This is a genomic window from Mesorhizobium sp. P2_D5 (assembly GCF_056404355.1).
Genome location: NZ_JBFUEE010000001.1, coordinates 340,504 through 361,348, shown reverse-complemented (window position 1 = coordinate 361,348; position 20,845 = coordinate 340,504). Strand labels below are relative to the sequence as shown.

Sequence of the window (20,845 nt, the reverse complement as noted above, 5' to 3'; positions counted from 1 at the left end):
ATGTCCGGTAACCTAAAACCAAGTTAAGTCATTGTCAATGGGTTTCTAGGTATGATAACTAGAAAAGGCAATGTGAGATAGAAAATGCTTACTACCGGAAATCAGTTGAAAGCCGCTCGCGCCTTGGTCGGCATCGAGCAGAAGGACCTTGCAGAACTTGTCGGCGTCAACGTCAACACCGTTCGCAGCATGGAGGCCGCAGGCGCCGGTCCGATAGCCGGCAGAGCTCAAAACGTCCAGGCCGTGCAACGAGCCTTGGAGGGCCGTGGCATTGAGTTCTTGAACCATGGCCGGCCAGGAGTGCAGCTAAGGGAACAGTCGTGACTGCCAACGCACCCTGCGCACTCTTTGGCGCACTCATCGTGGGGTTGTTCGGCGCCCCCGCAACCGCGACTCCGCTGGTCGGTGTTCCGTCGGTCGTTGATGGCGACACCATAGAAATGCACGGGCAGCGAATTCGCTTGAGCGGCATCGACGCACCTGAAAGCGCTCAACTCTGCTTGGACGCGGCTTGGAAGAAATACCGCTGCGGGCAGAAGGCGTCTCTCGCCCTAGCAGACTTCCTGAAGTCTCATCGTCCGACGTCGTGCATTGAGGTTGATCGGGACCAATTCAGACGCATGGTTGCCGTCTGCACGGCCGGCGGTGTCGACATCGGCGAATGGATGGTTAGACGAGGGTACACGCTTGATTGGCCGCGATACAGCGCAGGATTTTACACAAAGGCTCAGAACGAGGCCCAGGCAGCCAAGCGCGGTATGTGGGACGGATCGTTCGAAAGGCCGTGGGAATGGCGCAAGCAGATGACGGTCCAATAAGCTACTTGCGCAATCAGCTCTTGGCCGCCTTGCGATGGCGAACCTTTTGCAGTTCACTGCACGCTGCGGGAACAAATTCTATGCGCAAGCGATATCTCTTCGCAGCTTTGGCTATTGCCGGCTGGCTGAGGCGCGATGCTTGCGGAATGGGACAGCGAGAGGGGCAGATAATGACGATGAGGCGTCGCGGCAGGCGAAAGAGGCTGGGCGGCATCACCTATAATTACGACAAGAACGGGAGCTTATCGTCCACCACGACAAAGCAGGGCAAACGTCAGACGACCACACACAGCAACAAGACTGGAAAGACGACAATAACCACGAAGCTGTTAGATGGCTGGGTGGATGTGCAGACGTCGGGAGAAAAGCGGAAGCCTGGGAGGCCCCGAAAAAAGGCTGAGAGCACCGGGATCTTTGCAGCGGTCATTGGCCTAGTGCTGGTCTGGATAGCACATCGGTTTCTGTAACGCGCGATACGGAGGCGCTTCGATCATGACCCGAGCATCCATCGCCGAAGAGCTTGAGAGTGCCGCCGACCGCATTGCGGATATACCGCGTGCGGATCTGCAGATCATCCTTCGCCGCGCTGCGTTGATGCTCCGGAACGTCGCAGGCGTGCCACTGGAACCGGCGACAGAAGATGCGCTCAATTCCATAGCCGCCGAAATGGGTATCGGTAAGTCGGATCTCATTCAGATCGTGCTGCGGGAGTGGCTGGAAACGAACGCTTATCTGCCGGTCCGGATGATCGATGAAGAAAGCGAGACAGACGGGAGCGCTTGAGCAAAGGCTTCCGCGATTACACCCAACTTGCGCGCCGGCCATGCTTTCGCCACCCGGCCGAAGTCTAATTGGCGTCGTCCGACCCATCGCGGCTCCCGAGCGGGTGGAAGAAGGAATCTACCATGGCTTCGACCACAGCGTTGATCTGGTATCTGGTAATCGCCGGTCCGCAGGGAGGATTGGTCGTGCTGCCAAGCACCTTCGACACGCGTGAACAATGCTCTACCGCCATCACCGAATATCAGAAACAGCCAGCGCCGGCCGGTTGGTCGCTGCAGTGCGTCCCGAGCGCCTCACCCTTTGCCGACAATGGGTCGGCAGAGTAAGGAGCATCGCAGCGATTGCGCCTCGACACTTGCCGGCATGACGCAGCGTCAAGACTCAGCTAATCTAACGCTGCGGCGGACCTTTTCCGCTTGGCCGGCGCCTTTCAGGCAACCTCCCCCTCTGGCGCCGGCCTTCTTCTTCCTAAGCTTGCCTTCGCGCACAGGTTGCGCGATGCTGCCCTTGGGGAAATAAAGAGATGGGGCAATCCAATGGCAGCAGAGATCAACAGCGAGAAGCAAGCAATTGCCATCGACAAGTGGGAGGTGGCCATGAGTGAAGCAGTCGGAGGCGTCGTTCTACTACTGTTCCCGACCGAAGGCGATGTTGTCCCGGTCATCCTCAGACCCGCTCAGGCAACTAAATTGGGCCGCGATCTACAATCGCCCAAGTTCATACCGAAGCCGACGGTCCAATGATCTGGCGCTAAAGGCAGCGCGATATGATCGGGATGGCCGCTTGCCTCCTGATGGCCGGCATGGGCGCCTACTTGCTGTTGCGCTAGGGTTGTCCGCCGGGCGGCGCCGGGGTGAGGTTGAAAAGGGGAACGAGTCATGGCGGAGCGTAGCGGGAAGACTGCATAGCCGAAGATCGGCGTGTGGTTCGACGGTGAAAAGGAGATCCATCTGAGCATCGAGGGCCAGGGTCTTTCGACGGTGAACGCAGATGCCGCCAGCGCCAGAGGCAACCCGCACCTGTTCGACAAGCTGGCGAAGGCTCTTCGCGACAGTGGCAAGCCTCACCCGACAATCATAAAATAGCTGACTGTCGCCGACCGCCCTTACGGGGGGGGCGAAGCTTTGCGCTGCATCCTTTGGAGAGGATGCAGTTTTTGGGAGGGGGTAGATTGTGAATAAGTCGATCGCGGCGATGTTTATGATCGTTGGACTTTGCACCTGGGCTTCACCGGGCTTTAACGGGATCTTTTTTGCTCCCTCTGATGTAAGCGTCGGGGACGGCCGAATTATTGCTTCTATCCTGATCTCCGCCGCAGCAATCCTATGGTTCATGAACCCGCAGAAGGGCTAGCGCCTCTTCGGCCTCGGCGTGATCTCCTCAATCCGCACCTTTGGGCTTCCGCGATCACACCATAGGCTAACGCGATCCCGCTGTTCACAATACAAACTACAAGCGGTTGATTCCTTTGGGGTGTAGCCGCTCCATCAGAGGTCCGTCGCGTGGGGGCACGCGGCGGACTGCTCGTGGCCGGCGGGGTTTCGCCGCGATTTCAAATCCAGCGATCTCCCGAGCGCGCCTGTGATCTGCGCAACTTGCGCGGGCACGTTCATCGCATCCACGAAACAGCTAGCAGACAGCAATTGGCGTCTTGGCGGTAATCAAATAATTCACTCTCTTGCACTGTGCGTTCGCTCATTTCACCCTGTTCCGAGACCAACCCCAGCAGCTTTCCACTTTCCTTGGCGCTGAATTGCTTGGCCAACAGTTTCTTGTAGTACACCAGCATATCTGCGGGGACTGCGAAGCCACGCCGAAAGTCTGCCGCGGCTTTCTGGGTGCGGGTGATGCCCAACTGGCTGGCAGTAGCCTTAACAGAAGCCACGCTACAGTTAAGCCGTGTGGCTATAACTTTCGGGCTTTCGTTGTTTGCATAGCCTTCCTTGATTGCTATCCGCCGTTCTGTCATTCCAACGCGCTGACGAACGCTTCTATCCATCTGAATTCTCCGAACTTTTCCGAGAAACAACATCCGTAAACGTAGGCTGTTCCACGCAACGTCATCGGTAAGACCATTGCGTTTTTCGATCAGACTTAAGTCCCACATGCCCCACATGGCGCGCGCTATCTTGTCATTGTCGATCGAACGTCGGTTTCCAGGCCGGCATGGGCGCCTTACCTTGCAGCATTCACCACGTAGGTTGTGGAGGGCTTGTCGGTCATGGTCGGCTGCCTGGTGATGAAACACCACCATCGCGACGAATGGGCTGAGGAGGCTCCGGTTTTTCTTCTATGCCCTTCGTCGGGCGTAGATAGAAAAGGCCATATGCCAACAGCAGATATCCAACCTGCAATATGATCAAGGCGAGGAAGGTCCAGGCCATCGCCCTCCAGAACGAACCCGTTGCCAGGTAAGTCCAGATCGCCACTACGGCCGACGTGGTGAACATCCCCACCAGGAACTGCGGAAAAAACACTGGCCTACCCCACTGGCCGTTCCCCAACGGCTCCCTCATGGAAATCTCATTTAGCAAGGCCCGCCGCCTCATTTGCGAAGCGACGGGTACCCCAACCCCATGTCTGTCAATGCAATTGCGGTGCCAGACCTGTTGACCCGTTATGGGGCACCTTGCCGATATCCTTAGGCGCGGGAGGGTCTGATTCAGTGCCGACGCGCCCCGCGCGTCCTGGCGCTTGCCTGTGGCTTAAGCCATGCCCCGTTGTTGCAAGCGCGCCCTTGCGGGAGCGAAGCTTTGGCGTGATGCTGCGGACCATGATCGGGAGTTCCGTTATGTTGGCCACGAAAAGTCCGTCGATCGCCTTTCTTGCCGGGATAGCAGTTTGTTGTGCCACGAGTGTCGCCGAGGCTCGGCCCGACACGCGCACGATGAGCTGCGAGCAGCTTCAGCAGTTGATCCAGAGCCGGCACGCCGTGGTGCTGACCACCGGCCCCAACACATATGACCGCTATGTGCGCCAGTTCGGCAATGAGTGCGACTGGCCCGACGTGCCGATGTCCGCCGCCGTTCCAACCCGCGACGGCCAATGCCGCGTCTATCACTGTGAGGAACCGAGCTACAATCTACTGGTGCGATAACGCCATGAAGGACGTGTGGAGCCCCATCCGGCGCTTTGCCCTCGACTTGGCCTACAAGCTTGCTGGCGGCCTTGCTATCGGCCTGGGCATCGCCATAGGGCATGCATTGGCAGGCTAAAGCTGTCAGTGCCTCTTCACCCTTCGGCGTGATCTCCTCGACCCGCACCTTGTCGCCGATCTCCCTTGCCCAGGCCAGCGCCTTGGCCTTGTCCTTGGTGGTCAGCAGGGTGCGCCAATGCGGCTTCTCGAACACGCTCACGACGAAGGTCGTTACCGGCTTTTCAGGCATCTCTTTCCCCCGCTGAAAGCCCGCGCCGCTTGCGGGGGCGCGGGCCGATCAGGAAGGACACCCGATCTTCGGCAAGCGATGGAGGGCACCGCCTGCCGCAAGCGAGAATATTTAGAAGTCACTAATGTCCCGTCAACCTAGTGGGCCGAACGTGATCAAACCGCAGGTTTCATGGAATAAAGCCCGCTGCTTAACGGTGATTGGCCTCTTCAAGGCACGAGAACGCGAGGTACCCACACTCATGGCACTTGAACAAATTCTGGTCTTGTCTGCCGTGGTTAACCATGGGCTCCTGCCTTGCTCGCCATATCCAGCAGCGCGGGCATTGAGGCGTATCGTCTATAAGGGGCTGATACGTATCTAGGCGGGCACAGGCAGCGACCTTGTCGTCCAGATCGGATTCCAGTTTTGCCTTGGCTTCATCGTGCAGTTCCAGTCTGCGCCTTAGGTCTCCGGCCTTCTTCTTCTCGTCGAAAGCCAACCGCTCGGCGTCGCGCGTGAGGGTTTCCCTGAAGCGGACCATTGCTGAATGGAGTGCAAATGGCGCACACGGAATGCAAGATGGCCCTATGAGGTACATCCGAATGAGGTACAGCGAGCCTCACGGTGGCAGGTTTTCAATTTAATTCGCACACGGCCATTTGAATTGCGGCGCGGACCCATACTGATTACCTGCCCGGCATGGACAAGATGAAGCTCACGATCTGGATCGTGCTGGCGGTACTAATCGTGGTCGGCATATATCTGTTTTTACAAGCGGACGCGCCCGATTGGTCATCGCGCCTTTGATCGCCGCTACCCAGCCGTAGGAGGCCGCACCGGTCCGGTGGTGTTCCACGGGATGAACTCGACTTCCTTCCCCGTCATTTGTGCAGGAAGTTGACGCCGCGTGTGCTCATCTCGCCATCATAAGTCCGTAACCTTTAAGAACCCGCCGCTCCATTCACGGCAGCGGCGGGCCGTCCCTTAGGGATCATGGGGACTTGCCGGGGATGTTGGTTGCCCCTGCCAACCAAACAACTATTAGAATGCTCTAATGTTCCATTGCGCCTTCGCGGAACGCACTCGTAATTTGTTAGTCAGGAACCACAGTGCTGGCTACTTCCGCACAATCCATTCGAGCATCTCGGAGTCGATTTCCTCCAAGCCGGTAAAGGCGCGGATCAAAGCCGTGGCATGATTGCGCCATTGATCGGCTGGGATGTTCTCTTCGAGAACGAACTTTTTGAACGCCTCGCGAATGACGTCGCAATCAAAGGCAGAAACGGCTTCAGATTCTCGCTGACAAGCTTGGGCCACAAGAGCCTCCCGCGTTAGTTGGGCGGGAGCACCTGAGTTGACTTCCAAGCGCCCGTTTGCCGAGCAAGGTGCGGGCGACTTCGGGAGTGTACGCTTCCGACAGTGGGCTAGCGAGTCATTTATCTACGGAACTAGAAGCCCCTTGCTACGTTGCGCCTTAGCATGACCGAAGTACCGCTAAGCGCTGTAACCGTTGCAGTTCAGCGCTTGGTCAAAGAGACAGGCATCACCGAAGCACAAGCACGCGAGCTTATCGCCTTCCTTGGGCCCCACAATTGGCCATCGCTCATGCGGGAAGCGCGCATTCTAGTCGAAGGGGCAGGCGGTTGAAGGCCAGCCAGGCGATCATGCAGTCAGCGATGGCAGGTCGGCCGGCAGCTTGGCCTGATACAGCGTGAACGCAGCGACATCGGAAAAGCAGCTTGCGATTGCGCGGGCAATGATGCGCGCCGGTCGGCATTTTAGAGCGCCGGCGGGGCGTTGCGCATCAACAAACGTGCGATGAGGAACCGATGACGACGACGGAAACTTCAAAAATCCTCCTCACCGCTCCTATAGAGCTTGCCGGCGACTGGGGCCGCATGCTGGATGGCGCAGCAGATCAGGTCGTCGAGCGCATGCGGCATGCATGCCTTGACGGCGTCCGCCTGCTCTCCGACCGCCAGCCGACGCGCCTGCGTGTCGACGAGCACACTTCCGGCACGCCGGCGGTCTGGCTGCATCCCGACGGCAGCAGCATGGCCTGGATCATTGTCGACATCGGGGAGCGCGATTGGTCGAAGCTAACCTACCAGTTCGGACACGAGCTCGGCCACGTGTTTGCTAATAGCTGGCAGCCGGATGCCAAGCCGGCAACGCCCTGCCAGTGGCTCGAGGAAGCGATGGTTGAAGCATTCTCGCTGCGCGGCCTCGGGCGTCTGACGGAGGACTGGAAGGAGAACCCGCCGTTCACCGGCGACAACGCTTTCGGCGATGCCATTGCCGCGTACCGCGAGAACATCATCCGAGGCTATTCCGCGCTCGCCGGCAGCCAGGGGCTGACGCGCGACGCCGCGGCGTGGTTCGCCGACCATCGCGGCGAGATTGAGATGCCCGCCCTCAATCCGTTCGCCCGGGCGATGTCTGTGACCATCCTTGCCGCATACGACCGCGCGCCGCAGTGCGTCGAGGCGCTCGGCGCACTCAACCGCTGGCCCGGCCGCACGGGTGTGCCGATCGGCGAGTATCTCGGGCGATGGGAGGCGAGTTGCGCCGAATTGGGCGCTTCGCCCAGCTTGCCGATCCACCTGCGTGACCTGCTGCACGTTCCGCAGTGAGGCAAGTAAAGGAATTCCGGCGTTGAATGTGGACCTGAAGCGCCGACCGCAGCGGCCTGCTGCGCCTTGGAGGCGCGCTTTGCTGGACGGGAAGCCGACTACCGGTTCTGGCGCCTTCAAGGAGCTGGACGCGGCAAAAACGGAAGCCCGCCACTGAGGAAGAAATCGATGCTCGCTAAGAGAACCGCGATTGCTCTGCTCTCCTGCCTGGCCATTTCGGGCTGTGGTATGGCCAAAGCTGCGAGGGAAACCGGTCAGACGTTCGACAAGTATGGATGCCTTGCTCGTGCCTTCAAAGGCCAGCCCCCCTGCGAACCTGACAATGCCGCAGCGCCCTGACGGGGGAGGCAGAGCACGGGCCAACGAGGTGTGCCCGGTAATGTTTGCAGCACGATCAAGCTCGGACGCGAAGCACTGGCAATGGCGACATCAACGGAACTGCTTATTTTTAGTCAATCTGCATATATTTAGCACCTTGGTTGGCTTCATGCAGGCGTCACAATGGCGATGAAGATTAGTAACGCCGAAGGGGTTCGATCCTCCCCTTTCGGGGTTCCCAATCGATCCTCCCAAGGCCCGGCTTCAAATTCAAATCGCTCGGACCACCCGGCGAGTCGGCACCGTATTACCGGGAGCCCGGCAAGGGAGCCGAGGACACCTTATGTCACACTAGTGCCACCTCAGACGCCGAAGAAGTAACGACCTTATCGCCTCTTCGGCTTTGGCGTGATCTCCTCGATCCTCACCTTGTCGCCGATCTCCTTCGCCATGGCAAAGGCCCTTTTCTCGAACACGGTTGTCGGCTATCTCTTCCCGCGCCTCGGCAAAGAGCGGCCCGATCAGAAGCCGCCAACTCATATATCGCGCCAAGCCTGTGGACAGTAACCGGCTGTTCCTTGACGGCCAACACCTCGCGCGCTTGGTCTGTTTTCCTCTTTGTGGCTTGGCCATGGAACCAGACTGAGCCGGCTTTCGTTGCTGTAGGGCGAGTCTACCGAGAGAGGGATAAACCGTCCATGAAAACATCCACATATGCAGTCATCGCGCTGCTCGCCAGTGCGCTTTTGGTATCGGCCTGCGCAAACACAATCCGTGGCGCCGGCAAGGATGCTGCCAACACCGTCAACGCTACCCAGAACGCCGGCAAGAGAGTTGCCACCGCCGCGAACTGAGCCTCGCGGTGGTCTGCCCAAGTGAATGGCCGCCATGATTGGGCGGCCCTTTCTTTTTCAGGCCGAAGCGCGTTGTGCTCGCGCTTCACTAATTGCCCTTGGATTTCCCCTTTTAGGCGCCGGGACTGCTGTCCGGCGTATAGATCAGGCCGACTTTCCTGCCGCCACACCTGCCGCATTTCAGTTTTCGAACGAGGTCATCTGCCATTGCCGGCGCATCCGGTCCGAACCGATCGCGGAGCTTCACTAGGTCGAGCGACTGGCTATGGTTGCAAGGCGCGTAATGGCAAAACGCCGTCACCGTCATCTTCGCGTCGATCAGTGATTGAAACGTCCAGCCCTTTGCCATCCGGCTGATATAGCCTTCAATCTTCCTCTCGAAAATCCTGGAGCAATGCGTGCGTGCTTAGCGTTCGGTTCCCACGCGTGCTAGTCGACCTCGATAATCTTCCGACCTGGCTTCTTGGCTGCCGGTTGACGACGTTTGACCGGAGCCGTCTTTTCGATAGATGCTTCCACAGAAAGGCGCTGCTCGCGCAGTCGCGCCGTCTTGGCATCTCTCGCTAGACGCTCAGCCTCGATCGTCAGTTTCGATTCGCGATCAGCGCGGTCAATCCGTTCCTTGTCGACGCGTCGTTGGGTCAAGAAAGCCTCCCTTGGCTAACTGACCGATGGAATGCGGCTCATGCTAAAATGTTCCGTGCTTTAGAGCGCCGTGATGAACGGTTGTGTTAGCCAAACCGTTTCACGCCTTTTTCCCTTATTAGCGCTCGCGAATGGATGTATGATCGACTTGACGACATCGGTCGCCGTTAGGGGACCATTCGGTGCATGCGGTCGGCACACGACACATGGCGGGACTGGCAGGCGTGGTAGCCGCGGCTGCACCGGTCTTAAAGCCCATGCTGTGCGGTGCGGTGCCACTCGGGCTGATTTTTGGCCTGTTGTTCTATGGCATCACCCGCTATGGCATGACAGCCTTCCGCGAACAGAGGCGTAAGCGACTGGCCGAAAAGGGGAGCCGGCCCGTTCAGCAAGAAGACAACGCGTTATCGCCCCCTCTGCCTGCTCTACATCGCCGTTCTGGTGCGATCCTGCCCTGATGTTCGACGATCTTAGCGTCCACCAGTTCCTGGCGATGCGCGCCTTGAACGCCGAAAGGGCTCAGCTCTCGTCGAGACCCAGAGCTTGGTAGCTGACCACATCAGTCGAGGCTGATCCGCGTTCCCTTGGCGCCGTTGAGCAGCCGCTTGAGATGGAAGCTGGCGAGCTGGTCGTCCGGACATTTGCCGATCTGCGCGGCGAAAGCCGTAACCGCGTTTGCATCGCCCGCCTCCAATCTGCCGAAGGCTTCGAGATAGCTCGCCGTCGAAGGATCATCATACTGTTTTGACGACAAAGGCTCGAACGCGCGCAGCGCCTCGGCCCTGCCGCGCAGTATCAGATCGCCGACCGGCCGTCCGCGGAAGCCGTCGACCCTTGCAGCCGCGCTCCCGCTGACGCAGATACGCGTGCCCAGCTGCTTGTTGGCGCTTTCCAGCCGCGCCGCGATATTGATAGTGTCGCCATAGGCCGTGTAGTCGAAGAAGCGGCCTCCGCCGAAATTTCCGACCAGCGCCGGACCTGCATGGACGCCGATGCGGGTCGTACCGACCGCGACGCCCTTGTCGCGCCAGCTATCGCGGAACGATTGCGACAGCGCGTCGAGCTCGAGCGCGCAGGCAACCGCGCGCGCCGCATGGTCCTGCTGCTCGCCAGGAGCGCCGAAGAGCACATGTAGTGCATCGCCGACGATCTTGGCGACGGTACCTTCATGCGCGAACACGACGTCGGTCATGCCGGCCAAATAGTCGTTGAGGAGCGCGCCTAGCGTGGCGGGGTCGATCGTTTCCACCAGCGTGGTGAAGCTGGTAATGTCGGTGAACAGCGAGGCGACCTCGCGCCACTGCCCGGCTAGCGCCAACCCGTCGGCGTCGCCGGCCAGCCGCTCGGCAAGATTGGGCGAGAAGTAGCGCGACAGCGATGCATGCGCGCGCTCCGCGACCGCTTGCCGCCGATGCGCCTCGTGCAGCACCTCGCGATGCTTCAAGGTCTTGGCAATCGTGGTCTCCAAGTCGGCAAAGTCGATCGGCTTGGTGATGAAGTCGAAGGCGCCGCGGTTCATCGCAGTGCGGATGTTGGCCATGTCACCGTAAGCGGAGACGATGACCGTCGAAAGCTGCTGCCCCTCGGCCTGCTGCAGCTTCTCCAGCAGCGACAGGCCGTCCATGCGGGGCATGTTGATGTCGCACAGCACCATGTCGATGTCGCTGTTGCCGTCGATGACGGACAGGGCGTCCACACCATCGCTGGCAAACAGGAAAATGACCGCGCCGTCGCGGATCTGACGCCGGAACTTCTGGACGATCAAGACCTCAAGGTCCGGCTCGTCGTCGACCACAAGGATGCGCGCCGTCACGCCACCATTCCCAGCCGTGTTTCGATCTGTTGCCTGAGCGCCGCAAAGTCGATCGGCTTGGTCAGCAGCGCTTCGGCGCCGTTCTCCAAGACCTTGCGCTTGGTTTCGGCGTCGCCATAGGCGGTGATCATGATGACCGGGACGTCCGGCCGCTGCACCTTGATCTTCGGCAGCAGCTCGAGCCCGCTCATGCCGGGCATGTTGATGTCGGACAGCACCAGGATCAGTGTCACCCCTTCGGCGTGGTCTATCTGCTCCAACGCATCCACCGCCGATTGCGCGAACTCCATGGTGAAGCGGCTGGCTCGGATGTCGCGGCGGAACTGCTGGCGAAACAGCGGCTCGACGTCGGGCTCGTCGTCGACGACCAGGATGAGGAGGTTCATTCTTCACCTCCCGATTTTGCGAGCGAGGCCGCAGCGCGCGGCAGCACAATCCGAAACTCGGTGAACTCGCCTGGCTGGCTGATGACGTCGATCGTGCCAGCATGCTGTTTGACGATGATGTCGTGGCTGAGCGACAGGCCGAGCCCGGTACCCTCGCCGGCTGGCTTGGTCGTGAAGAATGGATTGAACATCTTCTCCTTCACCTCCGGCGGAATGCCGGTGCCGTTGTCGCGGATCCTGATTTCGACACGGTCGCCGAGACTCATGGTGGTGGCGGAGAGCGTCGGCTCATAGCCCGCGCCATTCGCCGCGGCGCTGCGCTTGGCTGTTGCATAAAAGCCGTTGGAGATGAGGTTGAGAAGCACCCGCGTGATCTCCTGCGGGTAGAGATCGACATCCCCCGCCTGCGGGTCGAAATTCCGCGTCAGCGTGACGTTGAATCCCGGCTTTTCGGCGCGCGCCCCGTGATAGGCAAGGTTCAGGCTCTCCTCCACGATGGCATTGATGTCAATCGCACGATGCTCTCCTGAACCTGCGCGCGAATGCAGCAGCATGTTCCTGACAATGGAATCGGCCCGCTTGCCGTGCTGGACCACCTTGTCGAGATTGCTCTTGAGAATGGCTGTCAGCTCGCCTACCTCTTCGCGCACGGATGCCTCCAAAGGCGCTCCGGCCAGCACACTGTTCAAATCATCGATGAGTTCGCCGGAGAGCGTTGAGAAGTTGTTGACGAAGTTGAGCGGGTTCTTGATCTCGTGGGCGATACCGGCGGTCAACTGGCCGAGTGAGGCGAGCTTCTCCGTTTGCACGAGGCGGTCCTGCGCGGTCCTCAGATCTTCGAGCGAGCGTGACAATTCGCGGGTACGCGCCTGCACCTCGTCGAACAGCCGGACGTTCTCGATCGCTATGCCGGACTGGTCGGCAAACGTCTCGACGAGCTCGATCTGCCTCGGCGTGAAGTCCCGCACCTGTGACCGCGTCAGCGCGAACACGCCGACCGGCGCGCCTTCGCGCAAGATCGGAACGCATAGAATGGTACGGTAGCCGCCGAGCTTCTGAAGCTGCGTTGCCCCGTAGTCCGGGTCGGCGAGGACGTCCGAAACGTGGACGGCGCGGGCTTCGAGGGCCACCCGTCCGGTGACGCTGTCGCGACTGGCGGCGAAGGGATTGGCTTTGGCGAAAGTCGCGGCTTCAGGCAAATTGCCGTACTCGGCCGACCACCGGTAAAGATCGCCTTCACGCTTGAAGATGACGCTCGTGTCCGCGTCGCACAGCTTGGCCGCTGATTCTGCCAGCGTGTCGAGAACCGGCTGCAGGTCGAATGTGGAACGGCTGATCGCCTTCAGAACATCCGCCGTTGCCGTCTGCAGCTGCAGCGATTCGCTCAATTCCGCCGTGCGGGCCTGTACCTCGTCGAACAGACGGACATTTTCGATGGCGATCACTGCCTGGTCGGCAAAGGTTTCTACGAGTTCGATCTGCCTTTCGGTGAAGGGCCGCACCGTCGAGCGGGTGAGTGAGAAAACGCCGATTGGAACCCCCTCGCGCAGCAGCGGCACGGCCAGCACTGTGCGGTATCCGCCGAGCCGCTGTCCTTCCCACAGCGTGTAGTCGGCGTCAGCCAGCACGTCCGGAATCTGGACGGCATTGCCTTCGAGCAGGACTCGGCCGACCCCGGTGCCTCGCCCCGGGACGTGCACAAAGCCGCTGAAATATTCCTCGAGCTCGGCCGGATAGCCGTAACTTGCAGCCTCGACGAATTTGCCGTCCGTCTCACGCACGATCGAGGCGTTGTCCGCCTCGCACAGCCGGGTCACCGATTCGGCTAGAGCGTCGAGCACTGCCCGTAGGTCGAACGTCGAGCGGCTGATCGCCTTCAGCACATCCGCAGTCGCCGTTTGCTGCTGCAGTGACTCGCTCAGTTCCGCCGTGCGTGCCTGTACCTCTTCAAACAGGCGCACATTCTCGATGGCGATCACCGCCTGATCGGCAAAGGTCTGGACAAGTTCGATCTGGCTCTCGGTGAAGGGCCCGGGTTCGGGCCGCGTCATTGCGAAGACGCCAATTACCGATCCTTCGCGCATGAGCGGTACACAGAGCACAGCCGAATAACCTCCGAGTCGCGGAGCTTCGGGAAGGCCATGTTCGGTGTCCTTGGTAACATCCGGAATATGGACGACTGCCTTGTCGAGTGCTGTTCGGCCGACCCAGGATTGTCGGCTCATCGGACTCGGATTCGCCTCTTCATACGCGCGATACTCCGGGGTTTGGTGGTAGCCTGCCGCAAGTCGGAAGACATCGCCGTCCCGCATAAAGATGCCAGACGTTTTCGCACCGCAGAGCCTCACAGCAGAATCGATAAGTGTCTGCAGGACGCTCTGCAGGTCGAATGCGGAGCGGCTTATGACCTTGAGCACATCCGCGGTCGCGGTCTGCTGCTGTAATGCTTCGCCAAGCTCGGCGGTGCGAGCCTGCACCTCCTCGAAGAGCCTCACATTGCCGATTGCGATGACAGCCTGGTTGGCGAAAGTTTTGAGAAGGCCAATTTGGCTGTCGCTAAAGGGCCGCGCCTCGATGCGCCGGATCATAAGCGCTCCGATTGCTTTTCCTTCCTGCAACAGCGGAGTGGCGAGAATCGCGCGAAAACCAAGGCGTTGAGCCATCATTCGGCCAGTTGCAAACTCCTCTCCAGCGATCGTCAAGTCGTGAACGTGGACCGGAACCCGATCCAATACGGCGCGGCCGGTAACGATGTCGCGCGCGACCGGCAAGCCAGCACTGTCAATCGGAATCGGTCCGTGATGCGCTCCCACAGCCAGCCTGTCGGAGCGCAGCAGATAGATCGTTGCGTCATAGGCGTCGCAGAGCCGAGCGGCACTTTCAGCGACGGCGTCCAGCACAGGCTGAATATCCGTAGGAGACCCGGCGATCACTTGCAATATTGCGCCGGTGGCCATCTGCTGTTCCAGCGACTCGGCTAGGTCGCGGTTGCGGGACTCCACCTCTTCGAACAGCCGCACGTTCTCGATCGCGATGACCGCCTGATCCGAAAATGTCTGCACCAGTTCGATTTCGCGCGTACTGAACGGCGAGACCGACGAACGGGCGAGGACGAAGACGCCGGTCACGGCGCCGTCACGCATCAGCGGAACGCCCAGCAGGGTGCGGAAGCCGCCGAGCCGCTGGCCTTCGATGTTGGTATACTCCGGATCGTCGAGAACGTCGGTAATCTGCTCTACGGACCCGCTCTGGGCAACACGGGCGGCGATGCTGCCCCGGCCCGGCGTGACCGGGAGGTTATTCATGTGGTCCTGGAATTCTTGGCTCCATCCGATCTGTACCGTCGGCTGCAACACGTCGCCCTGGCGAAGATAGATGTAGCCCATCCCGGAATGACAGAGGTCGGACGCGGACTTCACAAGCGTATGCAGCACGGAATCGAGATCGAACACCGAACTGCTGATCGTCTTCAACACTTCGGCGGTCGCCGTCTGCTGATCCAGCGACTCGGCCAGTTCACGATTGTGCCCCTCGACTTTCTCGATCAGCCGGGCATTCTCGATCGCGATCACGGCCTGGTCGGCGAAGCTCTCGACCAGTTCGACTTGACGCGGTGAAAATAGCCCGATCGTCCGCCGCGCCAAGCCGAATACGCCGATGGTCTCCTGACCCCGCTTCATCGGAACAGAAAGTACTCCGCGGAAACTGCCCATGATTGCCGCTTCCGGCCTTTCGTATTCCGGGTCTTCAAGCGCGTCCGCCACGTGGATCGTCAATCCCTCCAGCGCGGCGCGGCCCTGGAACGTCCCTCGTCCCACGACATGTGGGTTGGCTCGTTCGTATGCACGCAGCTCAGCAGCCTGCCCGCCGCCTGCCATGAACCGCAACGTATCGCCAACGCGCAACGTGATTGCGCCCATGTCCGCCCCGGCCAGGCGTATTGCCGAGTCGACCAGCGTCTGCAGTACAGGTTGGAGATCGAAGGCCGACCGGCTGATTGCCTTGAGCACCTCGGCGGTCGCGGTCTGCTGCTCCAGCGCCTCGCCGAGATCGCGCGTGCGCGCCTGCACCTCGTCGAACAGGCGCACGTTCTCGATGGCGATGACCGCCTGGTCGGCGAAAATCTTGAGCAGCTTGATCTGCTTCTCGCTGAAAGGCTTGACCTCGATGCGCCTGATGACGAGCGCGCCGATCGCCTCGGTGTCACGCATGAGAGGTGTTGCGAGCATCGTGCGGTGGCCAAGCCTTTCGGCAAGTGTTTGGCTGACAGGAAACTCCGCACCTGCAACTGCTATGTCGTTGACATGCACAGTCTTGCAGTCGGCGAAGGCGCGACCGCAGACCCAATCGCGTGCGACCGGCATCGGTTCGAAGTCGAAGGCGATGGGTCCGTAGTGCGCTTTGGGGAATAGTGTTCCGTCTCGCGCTAGGAAAATGCCGGCGTCGTAGGTGTCGCAAAAGCGCGCAGCACTCTCCGCCACGACCTGCAGGACGGGTTGGATGTCGGTCGGCGATGCGGCGATCGCCCTGAGGATCGCACTCGTCGCATTCTGCTGTTCAAGGAGATTGGCGACCTCCGCGGTGCGTACCTGATTTTCTTCGCGCGCCGCTGTCAACTCGGATCGAAGCGAGCTGATCGTCATCTCAGAGTCGGAGTCGGGCCCTCCCATTGAGGCGCTCCTTTTTTCTCTGCTGAGTGTCGGCTTTGGCCAGCCCAGCGTCAAGTTTGGTGACCTGCAACGTCCGTTTGTGACGCAGCTCGGCCGCTTTGGTGATGCACCTGAGCGTCGGCTTTGGGAGCTGTTGCAGATAGGGAATACGTCCGAGATGGGGGTCGTAGGCTGAGTGCCCGCTTCTTCGCACCTTGACCTACCAGTCGGTCGTCAAGTGTTCCCCGCGGTGCCCCATCATCATCATCCGGAAGCATACATCGTGACTGATAGAACGAGTGCGCGCACGGCAGATCGCCAGTTGTGGTCGGCAAGCCCTAGTTCGGCTTTCAGGGTTGTCGTCCAAATCCAACCGGCTATTGCGATCATACACCGCTATGACTCAGCCAGCTGGAGTGCTGGCCGCTTTGACCGTTGTTGGCTTAGGACAGGCAGACGGCAAGTCGGGGGCACCTAAGTTAGCGAACCGGAACCCGCCGGGAGTGCGAGCGCCTATTGGAGGCACCGTTGAAGCCCCGCGCGGCTGGACACCGTTGAAGGCAGGACCGGGGGCGAGATCGTTACAAAACCGTAATTTGGCGGCCACAAGTCTGACGGGAAGCCAACGGAAGAAGGATATCCTTTTTAACAGGAGCCCCTCGTCGGATGACATCTCCCGCGTACACTTCCACCCAGAAGTTTCTTCACTGGTCTCTCTTCGTGCTTGTCCTTTTGCTCTACGCACTGACCTTCGGCGAGGACCTGTTGCCTCGTGGCGATCCTATGGTCGCTTCCTTCTGGCGGCTGCATATTTCGTTTGGCCTTCTGTTGGCTGGCCTGGTGCTTTGGCGGGTCGTCCTGCGCGGCCTGAGAGGAGCCCCCGGTCTTCCCGAAGAGATGTCGGCGCCAGAGCGGGCGGCGGCCAAGTTTGGTCACCTTGTCCTGTATGCATTGTTGATTGCGATCCCTGTTCTAGGCATCGTTTTGACCTGGTTCAGGGGTAACGAGTTGAGTTTCTTCGGCCTGTTTACGATCCCGGCTCCCTTTACACCTGATCGAACTACGGCTCGCACGATCCGAGAACTTCACTCATTGTGCGCGAATGGCATTCTGATAGCCGTCGGCCTGCATGCCTTGGCTGCGCTGTACCATCATTTCATCCGCCGCGATGCAATTTTGACGAGAATGCTCCCAAAGGGTTGAGCCTTTGTGGGCGCTAACGCCACGGGCAGGGTCCAGTGATCTTGGCGTCAGGTGGTTCGCGTTTCGAGGTATCTAGGTTTGGGACGCCATCCACGAGGTCATCGAAATGAACCTGGCCGCTTCCTCTGGCAATTCTGGGCGCTGCTATCACCGACTTTCGCCGCGCTGACGGCAATTTTCGCCAAGGTTTGCATCGAGAACATCAATTCCGATTTCGCGACCTTAATCCGCACGGCCATCATCCTGATCGTGTTCGCGGCCGTTCTCGCCGCCAGCGCCAGTTCGTGAGGCGGAGCTAGAAGTTAAATTTGCCGCGCCGCCTGCCGAACCGCTCTATGCGGCGAAGTTTTCACCCGCAGTGGATGCCTTCTGGATGGGCACTGTCCCAACATGGAAAGGCGATGTCCCTCATCCAGAACTCCATTCGGGCGCCGTGCGCTTGTCAATTGCCCATCCCTCGAATACGTCGGCTGGCGCAATTTTCCGGGCTTTGGAGAGACACCGAAGGCGAGGATTATATGTGAGATTCAGACAATAGCGGCAGCGAAATTGCTCCCCGGCGAGCTAGGAAGACAGTTTTACTGCTGGAACAGTCAACCTGCTCAAATTCTTTGCGCAGGTATTCCCGTCACACATGCGCCCCCAAGCAAGGGGTTAGCTAGCCGGGTGCGTCATGCAGCCGGTCGGCCAACCGCGTGGACCGGGGTCTGGACCGCATTTATGATTGGGGAACCTGGTTCATACGAAGCCGTTGTGGACTATAGATCGAGGTGCTGCGCTTGAGCGAACCAGTCCCAGATACCGAGCGCCGGCGCCTAGGGAGTTACCAGCCTCGCCCGCCATGTCAAATCAGCGGTGCGTCCGCGCAAGGCAAAAACAGGCTTGTTGCGGCGATGCTTGTAGCATGCCTCGTTTTCGGCTTCGGGGTGCTGGCAGAGGAAGTCCTGGAAGGTGACACGACCAAGTTCGACCTGGCCATCATGTCGGCTCTTCGCGCAGCCGATCCGGCCTACCCGATCGGTCCGCCATGGCTTCAGGAAGCGGCCCGGGATGTGACCTCAGTGGGCAGCGTGGTGTTTCTTGGCTTCGTGTTGCTGGCAGGGGTTGTCTATCTTCTTCTGATCCACAAGCGGGCTCTCGCCATCTGGATGGCGGTGGCGGTGGTTGGCGGTGAACTGCTTGGCACGATCCTCAAGCTGAGCTTCAACCGGCCCAGGCCAGAGATCCCTCATGTCACGCGAGTATTCACGGCAAGCTTCCCGAGCGGACATGCAATGCTTTCGGCGATCGCGTTCCTGACCGTGGGCGCTCTCCTTTCACACGCAAATCAGGAACTGCGTCTCAAAGTGTATTTCATGTCCATCGCCGTGTTTCTGACGGTGGCCGTTGGAATAAGCCGGGTCTATCTCGCGGTCCACTATCCCACGGATGTCCTGGCGGGATGGTGCATTGGTTCTGGCTGGGCGATCCTGTGTTGGATAGCCGCGTTATGGTTTCAGGAAAGGCCGAAGCGGGTGGAAACTTGAAGGTCCTGGCCCTCATCAACAAAAATGCCGGCGCTGCGGCGCACAAGGGTGACATAGAGAGAGCCGTACGGGATGGGTTCGCCGAACGTGGCGTCGAGGCGGATGTCCGATTGGTGGTTGGGCGAGAGGTTGGAGAGCTGGCTCAGCGCTTCGTCGACGAAAACAAGTCGAAGTCCGGCCATGGATCAATATTGGTGGTGGGCGGTGGCGACGGCACCCTCAGCAGCGCAGCCTCCGCGCTGGCGGGGACCGATCTGGTGCTCGGTGTCCTTCCGCTCGGCACATTGAACCACTTTGCCAAGGATTTGGGTGTGCCTCTCGACCTCGCAGCGGCGATCGATACAATCACGACAGGCAAGCCTGTGGCAGTCGATGTCGCCGAGGTCAACGGCCGCGTCTTTCTCAACAACTCATCGATTGGGATCTATCCCTTCTTTGTTGCAAAGCGTTCAGCCGAGCAGCGGCGCCGTGGGTTCGGCAAGCTTGCCGCCATCGGACCCGCCCTCATGAGAACGTTGAGATCCGCCTCGTGGCAGGCTGTCCACGTCGCTGCTCAGGGCACCCGCGAAAGACTGCGGACGCCCTGTGTGTTTGTTGGTAACAATCTTTACGACATCGCCGATCTTGGCCGTCGCCGCAGCCTGTCGTCAAAAGAGCTGTGCGTTTACGTCGTCAAGCAGCAGTCCTGGCTTGGACTGGCATTGCTTCCGTTCAAAATCGCGTTCGGCATGATCGACGCCACCCGAGATCTTGAAACCTATCGGGCAAGCTCACTCCAAATCACATCGCATCGCCACGCCATGCTGGTTTCTCTGGACGGCGAAGCCGTCAGTATGGACATGCCCTTGAACTTTCAGATTCGACCAGCTGCCTTGCAGGTCCTTGCGCCTGCCAAAATGACCAGAAGCCGGGGCCATAGGTGACAGCGGAGAGCTTTCAGTGAGAACCCTCGTCCACCTCTCGGATTTGCACTTCGGAAGAACGGAGAGCCAGCTTGTGGAAGCGATCGCGGTCGAGGTTCGCGCCGTCGACTCTGATTTGCTCGTCGTATCGGGGGATCTAACGCAGCGCGCCCGGAAAGCCGAATTCCTGCAGGCGCGAGCCTTCCTTGATTCTATTCCTGGTCCCCGCATCGTAGTGCCCGGCAATCACGATGTGCCGCTCTGGAATGTCTTCGCGCGCGCATCGACGCCTCTGTCGCGTTACAGGCGCTACATCGAGGCGGACACCGAACCGTTCTATGCCGACAGCGAAGTCGCTGTCGTCGGGATCAACACGGCACGATCCCTGACAATCAAGGATGGCAGGATCAATGTCCGCCAGCTCGCGGCTGCGACAGAGAAATTCTCACGTATGTCCGATGACATTACCCGGGTCGTGGTCACTCATCATCCTTTTGAAGGGCTGGATCTGGAAAGCGACGAAGGCATCGTTGGCCGCGCGGCTCTGGCAATGGATGCCTTCTCGCGCAGCGGCGTAGACATCATATTGTCTGGCCACCAGCATCTTCACCGCACCGGTTCGAGCGCAAGGCGTTACCTCATCGACGGCTATGCGGCGCTGCTCATTCAAGCGGGAACGGCGGTTTCATCGCGGCGTCGCCACGCTGCAAATTCGTTTAACATCATTCGCATCGAGCACCCGAGCATCTCCGTCGAGTGTCGAGCCTGGCAGCCTTTGCGGCCCGGGTTCGAGATCTCAGCCAGTTATTCCTTTCGGCACGGTCCACGCGGGTGGGAAGCTGCTTGAAGGGCGATCAGGAACAGCGTCTTACTCATCCGCAAGGGAGACACCGCGTTAAGTCGCTGCCCCAACGACTGCGGCTGAGCGTGGATGGCTGTTTTCCCGA

Annotated in this window: 22 protein-coding genes and 1 pseudogene; 15 read left to right on the top strand and 8 right to left on the bottom strand. The window is 59.8% G+C overall.

All coding sequences use genetic code 11. The annotated features are described in order from the left end of the window. Nucleotides 1-84: 84 nt before the first annotated feature. The 6 genes from AC1DYW_RS01780 to AC1DYW_RS01755 all read left to right on the top strand — a co-directional run bounded on the left by AC1DYW_RS01780 (nucleotide 85) and on the right by AC1DYW_RS01755 (nucleotide 2,686). The gene (locus AC1DYW_RS01780) at nucleotides 85-324 is read left to right on the top strand and encodes a helix-turn-helix domain-containing protein (protein ID WP_477224911.1); all 240 of its coding nucleotides are present in this window, start codon (nucleotides 85-87) and stop codon (nucleotides 322-324) included. After that, on the top strand, nucleotides 321-818 hold the full coding sequence (locus AC1DYW_RS01775) for a thermonuclease family protein (RefSeq protein ID WP_477224910.1): 498 nt from the start codon (nucleotides 321-323) through the stop codon (nucleotides 816-818). Before AC1DYW_RS01780 ends, AC1DYW_RS01775 begins: the two co-directional genes overlap by 4 nt. 492 nt (nucleotides 819-1,310) lie before the next feature. Next, nucleotides 1,311-1,601, top strand: a complete 291-nt coding sequence (locus AC1DYW_RS01770; RefSeq protein ID WP_477224909.1) for a hypothetical protein — start codon at nucleotides 1,311-1,313, stop codon at nucleotides 1,599-1,601. 122 nt (nucleotides 1,602-1,723) lie between these two features. Then, nucleotides 1,724-1,927 carry a hypothetical protein gene (locus AC1DYW_RS01765; protein WP_477224908.1) on the top strand — a complete coding sequence of 68 codons (204 nt, stop codon included), beginning with the start codon at nucleotides 1,724-1,726 and terminating at the stop codon, nucleotides 1,925-1,927. A 210-nt stretch (nucleotides 1,928-2,137) separates the two neighbouring features. Beyond that, the gene (locus AC1DYW_RS01760; protein WP_477224907.1) at nucleotides 2,138-2,344 is read left to right on the top strand and encodes a hypothetical protein; all 207 of its coding nucleotides are present in this window, start codon (nucleotides 2,138-2,140) and stop codon (nucleotides 2,342-2,344) included. A gap of 177 nt (nucleotides 2,345-2,521) precedes the next feature. Next, nucleotides 2,522-2,686, top strand: a complete 165-nt coding sequence (locus AC1DYW_RS01755; RefSeq protein WP_477224906.1) for a hypothetical protein — start codon at nucleotides 2,522-2,524, stop codon at nucleotides 2,684-2,686. 524 nt (nucleotides 2,687-3,210) lie between these two features. Here AC1DYW_RS01755 and AC1DYW_RS01750 read toward each other — a convergent pair. Both AC1DYW_RS01750 and AC1DYW_RS01745 read right to left on the bottom strand, forming a co-directional pair. Then, on the bottom strand, nucleotides 3,211-3,717 hold the full coding sequence (locus AC1DYW_RS01750) for a hypothetical protein (protein WP_477224905.1): 507 nt from the start codon (nucleotides 3,715-3,717) through the stop codon (nucleotides 3,211-3,213). Nucleotides 3,718-3,820: 103 nt separating this feature from the next. Further along, nucleotides 3,821-4,078, bottom strand: a complete 258-nt coding sequence (locus AC1DYW_RS01745; protein ID WP_477224904.1) for a hypothetical protein — start codon at nucleotides 4,076-4,078, stop codon at nucleotides 3,821-3,823. A gap of 314 nt (nucleotides 4,079-4,392) precedes the next feature. Here AC1DYW_RS01745 and AC1DYW_RS01740 point away from each other — a divergent pair, with 314 nt between their 5' ends. After that, nucleotides 4,393-4,698, top strand: a complete 306-nt coding sequence (locus AC1DYW_RS01740; protein WP_477224903.1) for a hypothetical protein — start codon at nucleotides 4,393-4,395, stop codon at nucleotides 4,696-4,698. A 1,387-nt stretch (nucleotides 4,699-6,085) separates the two neighbouring features. Here the strand turns inward: AC1DYW_RS01740 and AC1DYW_RS01735 are convergent. Then, nucleotides 6,086-6,286 (bottom strand): hypothetical protein, encoded by a 201-nt coding sequence (locus AC1DYW_RS01735; protein ID WP_477224902.1) that lies wholly within the window; start codon nucleotides 6,284-6,286, stop codon nucleotides 6,086-6,088. Between the two features lie 512 nt (nucleotides 6,287-6,798). Here AC1DYW_RS01735 and AC1DYW_RS01730 point away from each other — a divergent pair. Both AC1DYW_RS01730 and AC1DYW_RS01725 read left to right on the top strand, forming a co-directional pair. Continuing rightward, nucleotides 6,799-7,602, top strand: a complete 804-nt coding sequence (locus tag AC1DYW_RS01730; RefSeq protein WP_477224901.1) for a hypothetical protein — start codon at nucleotides 6,799-6,801, stop codon at nucleotides 7,600-7,602. 1,016 nt (nucleotides 7,603-8,618) lie between these two features. Beyond that, nucleotides 8,619-8,774 (top strand): entericidin domain-containing protein, encoded by a 156-nt coding sequence (locus tag AC1DYW_RS01725; RefSeq protein ID WP_457154839.1) that lies wholly within the window; start codon nucleotides 8,619-8,621, stop codon nucleotides 8,772-8,774. A 112-nt stretch (nucleotides 8,775-8,886) separates the two neighbouring features. Here AC1DYW_RS01725 and AC1DYW_RS01720 read toward each other — a convergent pair whose 3' ends face one another. Together AC1DYW_RS01720 and AC1DYW_RS01715 are read right to left on the bottom strand one after the other, a co-directional pair. Beyond that, nucleotides 8,887-9,123, bottom strand: a complete 237-nt coding sequence (locus AC1DYW_RS01720) for a hypothetical protein (protein ID WP_457151013.1) — start codon at nucleotides 9,121-9,123, stop codon at nucleotides 8,887-8,889. 80 nt (nucleotides 9,124-9,203) lie between these two features. Further along, nucleotides 9,204-9,419, bottom strand: coding sequence for a hypothetical protein (locus tag AC1DYW_RS01715; RefSeq protein ID WP_477224900.1), 216 nt, complete (start codon nucleotides 9,417-9,419; stop codon nucleotides 9,204-9,206). A 206-nt stretch (nucleotides 9,420-9,625) separates the two neighbouring features. Between AC1DYW_RS01715 and AC1DYW_RS01710 the strand changes: the two genes are divergently transcribed. Next, nucleotides 9,626-9,877, top strand: coding sequence for a hypothetical protein (locus tag AC1DYW_RS01710; protein WP_477224899.1), 252 nt, complete (start codon nucleotides 9,626-9,628; stop codon nucleotides 9,875-9,877). Between the two features lie 101 nt (nucleotides 9,878-9,978). On the opposite strand, the gene AC1DYW_RS01705 is transcribed toward AC1DYW_RS01710, so the two are convergent. The 3 genes from AC1DYW_RS01705 to AC1DYW_RS01695 are packed head-to-tail and all read right to left on the bottom strand — an operon-like array spanning nucleotide 9,979 to nucleotide 16,261. Continuing rightward, complete coding sequence (locus AC1DYW_RS01705) at nucleotides 9,979-11,232, bottom strand: response regulator (protein WP_184873623.1); 1,254 nt, start codon at nucleotides 11,230-11,232, stop codon at nucleotides 9,979-9,981. Next, nucleotides 11,229-11,618, bottom strand: a complete 390-nt coding sequence (locus tag AC1DYW_RS01700; RefSeq protein WP_184873622.1) for a response regulator — start codon at nucleotides 11,616-11,618, stop codon at nucleotides 11,229-11,231. The genes AC1DYW_RS01705 and AC1DYW_RS01700 overlap by 4 nt, the downstream gene beginning before the upstream one ends. Beyond that, nucleotides 11,615-16,261 carry a GAF domain-containing protein gene (locus tag AC1DYW_RS01695; RefSeq protein ID WP_477224898.1) on the bottom strand — a complete coding sequence of 1,549 codons (4,647 nt, stop codon included), beginning with the start codon at nucleotides 16,259-16,261 and terminating at the stop codon, nucleotides 11,615-11,617. The genes AC1DYW_RS01700 and AC1DYW_RS01695 overlap by 4 nt, the downstream gene beginning before the upstream one ends. A 672-nt stretch (nucleotides 16,262-16,933) precedes the next feature. On the opposite strand from AC1DYW_RS01695, the gene AC1DYW_RS01690 reads away from it, so the two are divergent. The 5 genes and pseudogenes from AC1DYW_RS01690 to AC1DYW_RS01670 all read left to right on the top strand — a co-directional run bounded on the left by AC1DYW_RS01690 (nucleotide 16,934) and on the right by AC1DYW_RS01670 (nucleotide 20,745). Beyond that, nucleotides 16,934-17,470 carry a cytochrome b gene (locus AC1DYW_RS01690; RefSeq protein WP_477224897.1) on the top strand — a complete coding sequence of 179 codons (537 nt, stop codon included), beginning with the start codon at nucleotides 16,934-16,936 and terminating at the stop codon, nucleotides 17,468-17,470. A 78-nt stretch (nucleotides 17,471-17,548) separates the two neighbouring features. Continuing rightward, nucleotides 17,549-17,746: pseudogene (locus tag AC1DYW_RS01685) on the top strand (hypothetical protein); the annotation flags it as partial. 494 nt (nucleotides 17,747-18,240) lie between these two features. Then, the gene (locus tag AC1DYW_RS01680) at nucleotides 18,241-18,996 is read left to right on the top strand and encodes a phosphatase PAP2 family protein (RefSeq protein WP_477224896.1); all 756 of its coding nucleotides are present in this window, start codon (nucleotides 18,241-18,243) and stop codon (nucleotides 18,994-18,996) included. Further along, complete coding sequence (locus AC1DYW_RS01675) at nucleotides 18,960-19,919, top strand: diacylglycerol/lipid kinase family protein (protein ID WP_477224895.1); 960 nt, start codon at nucleotides 18,960-18,962, stop codon at nucleotides 19,917-19,919. Before AC1DYW_RS01680 ends, AC1DYW_RS01675 begins: the two co-directional genes overlap by 37 nt. Before the next feature lie 16 nt (nucleotides 19,920-19,935). Further along, nucleotides 19,936-20,745: a metallophosphoesterase gene (locus AC1DYW_RS01670; protein ID WP_184873619.1), complete on the top strand. Its 810-nt coding sequence runs from the start codon at nucleotides 19,936-19,938 to the stop codon at nucleotides 20,743-20,745. Nucleotides 20,746-20,845 lie beyond the last annotated feature (100 nt).

What these genes read in the sequence shown, in the direction of transcription:
- AC1DYW_RS01780 (WP_477224911.1), top strand. Translation starts at nt 85, where the DNA reads ATGCTTACTACCGGAAATCAGTTGAAAGCCGCTCGCGCCTTGGTCGGC.
- AC1DYW_RS01770 (WP_477224909.1), top strand. Translation starts at nt 1,311, where the DNA reads ATGACCCGAGCATCCATCGCCGAAGAGCTTGAGAGTGCCGCCGACCGC.
- AC1DYW_RS01765 (WP_477224908.1), top strand. Translation starts at nt 1,724, where the DNA reads ATGGCTTCGACCACAGCGTTGATCTGGTATCTGGTAATCGCCGGTCCG.
- AC1DYW_RS01760 (WP_477224907.1), top strand. Translation starts at nt 2,138, where the DNA reads ATGGCAGCAGAGATCAACAGCGAGAAGCAAGCAATTGCCATCGACAAG.
- AC1DYW_RS01750 (WP_477224905.1), bottom strand. Translation starts at nt 3,717, where the DNA reads ATGTGGGGCATGTGGGACTTAAGTCTGATCGAAAAACGCAATGGTCTT.
- AC1DYW_RS01740 (WP_477224903.1), top strand. Translation starts at nt 4,393, where the DNA reads ATGTTGGCCACGAAAAGTCCGTCGATCGCCTTTCTTGCCGGGATAGCA.
- AC1DYW_RS01730 (WP_477224901.1), top strand. Translation starts at nt 6,799, where the DNA reads ATGACGACGACGGAAACTTCAAAAATCCTCCTCACCGCTCCTATAGAG.
- AC1DYW_RS01725 (WP_457154839.1), top strand. Translation starts at nt 8,619, where the DNA reads ATGAAAACATCCACATATGCAGTCATCGCGCTGCTCGCCAGTGCGCTT.
- AC1DYW_RS01720 (WP_457151013.1), bottom strand. Translation starts at nt 9,123, where the DNA reads ATGGCAAAGGGCTGGACGTTTCAATCACTGATCGACGCGAAGATGACG.
- AC1DYW_RS01710 (WP_477224899.1), top strand. Translation starts at nt 9,626, where the DNA reads ATGGCGGGACTGGCAGGCGTGGTAGCCGCGGCTGCACCGGTCTTAAAG.
- AC1DYW_RS01700 (WP_184873622.1), bottom strand. Translation starts at nt 11,618, where the DNA reads ATGAACCTCCTCATCCTGGTCGTCGACGACGAGCCCGACGTCGAGCCG.
- AC1DYW_RS01695 (WP_477224898.1), bottom strand. Translation starts at nt 16,261, where the DNA reads ATGACGATCAGCTCGCTTCGATCCGAGTTGACAGCGGCGCGCGAAGAA.
- AC1DYW_RS01690 (WP_477224897.1), top strand. Translation starts at nt 16,934, where the DNA reads ATGACATCTCCCGCGTACACTTCCACCCAGAAGTTTCTTCACTGGTCT.
- AC1DYW_RS01675 (WP_477224895.1), top strand. Translation starts at nt 18,960, where the DNA reads ATGGTTTCAGGAAAGGCCGAAGCGGGTGGAAACTTGAAGGTCCTGGCC.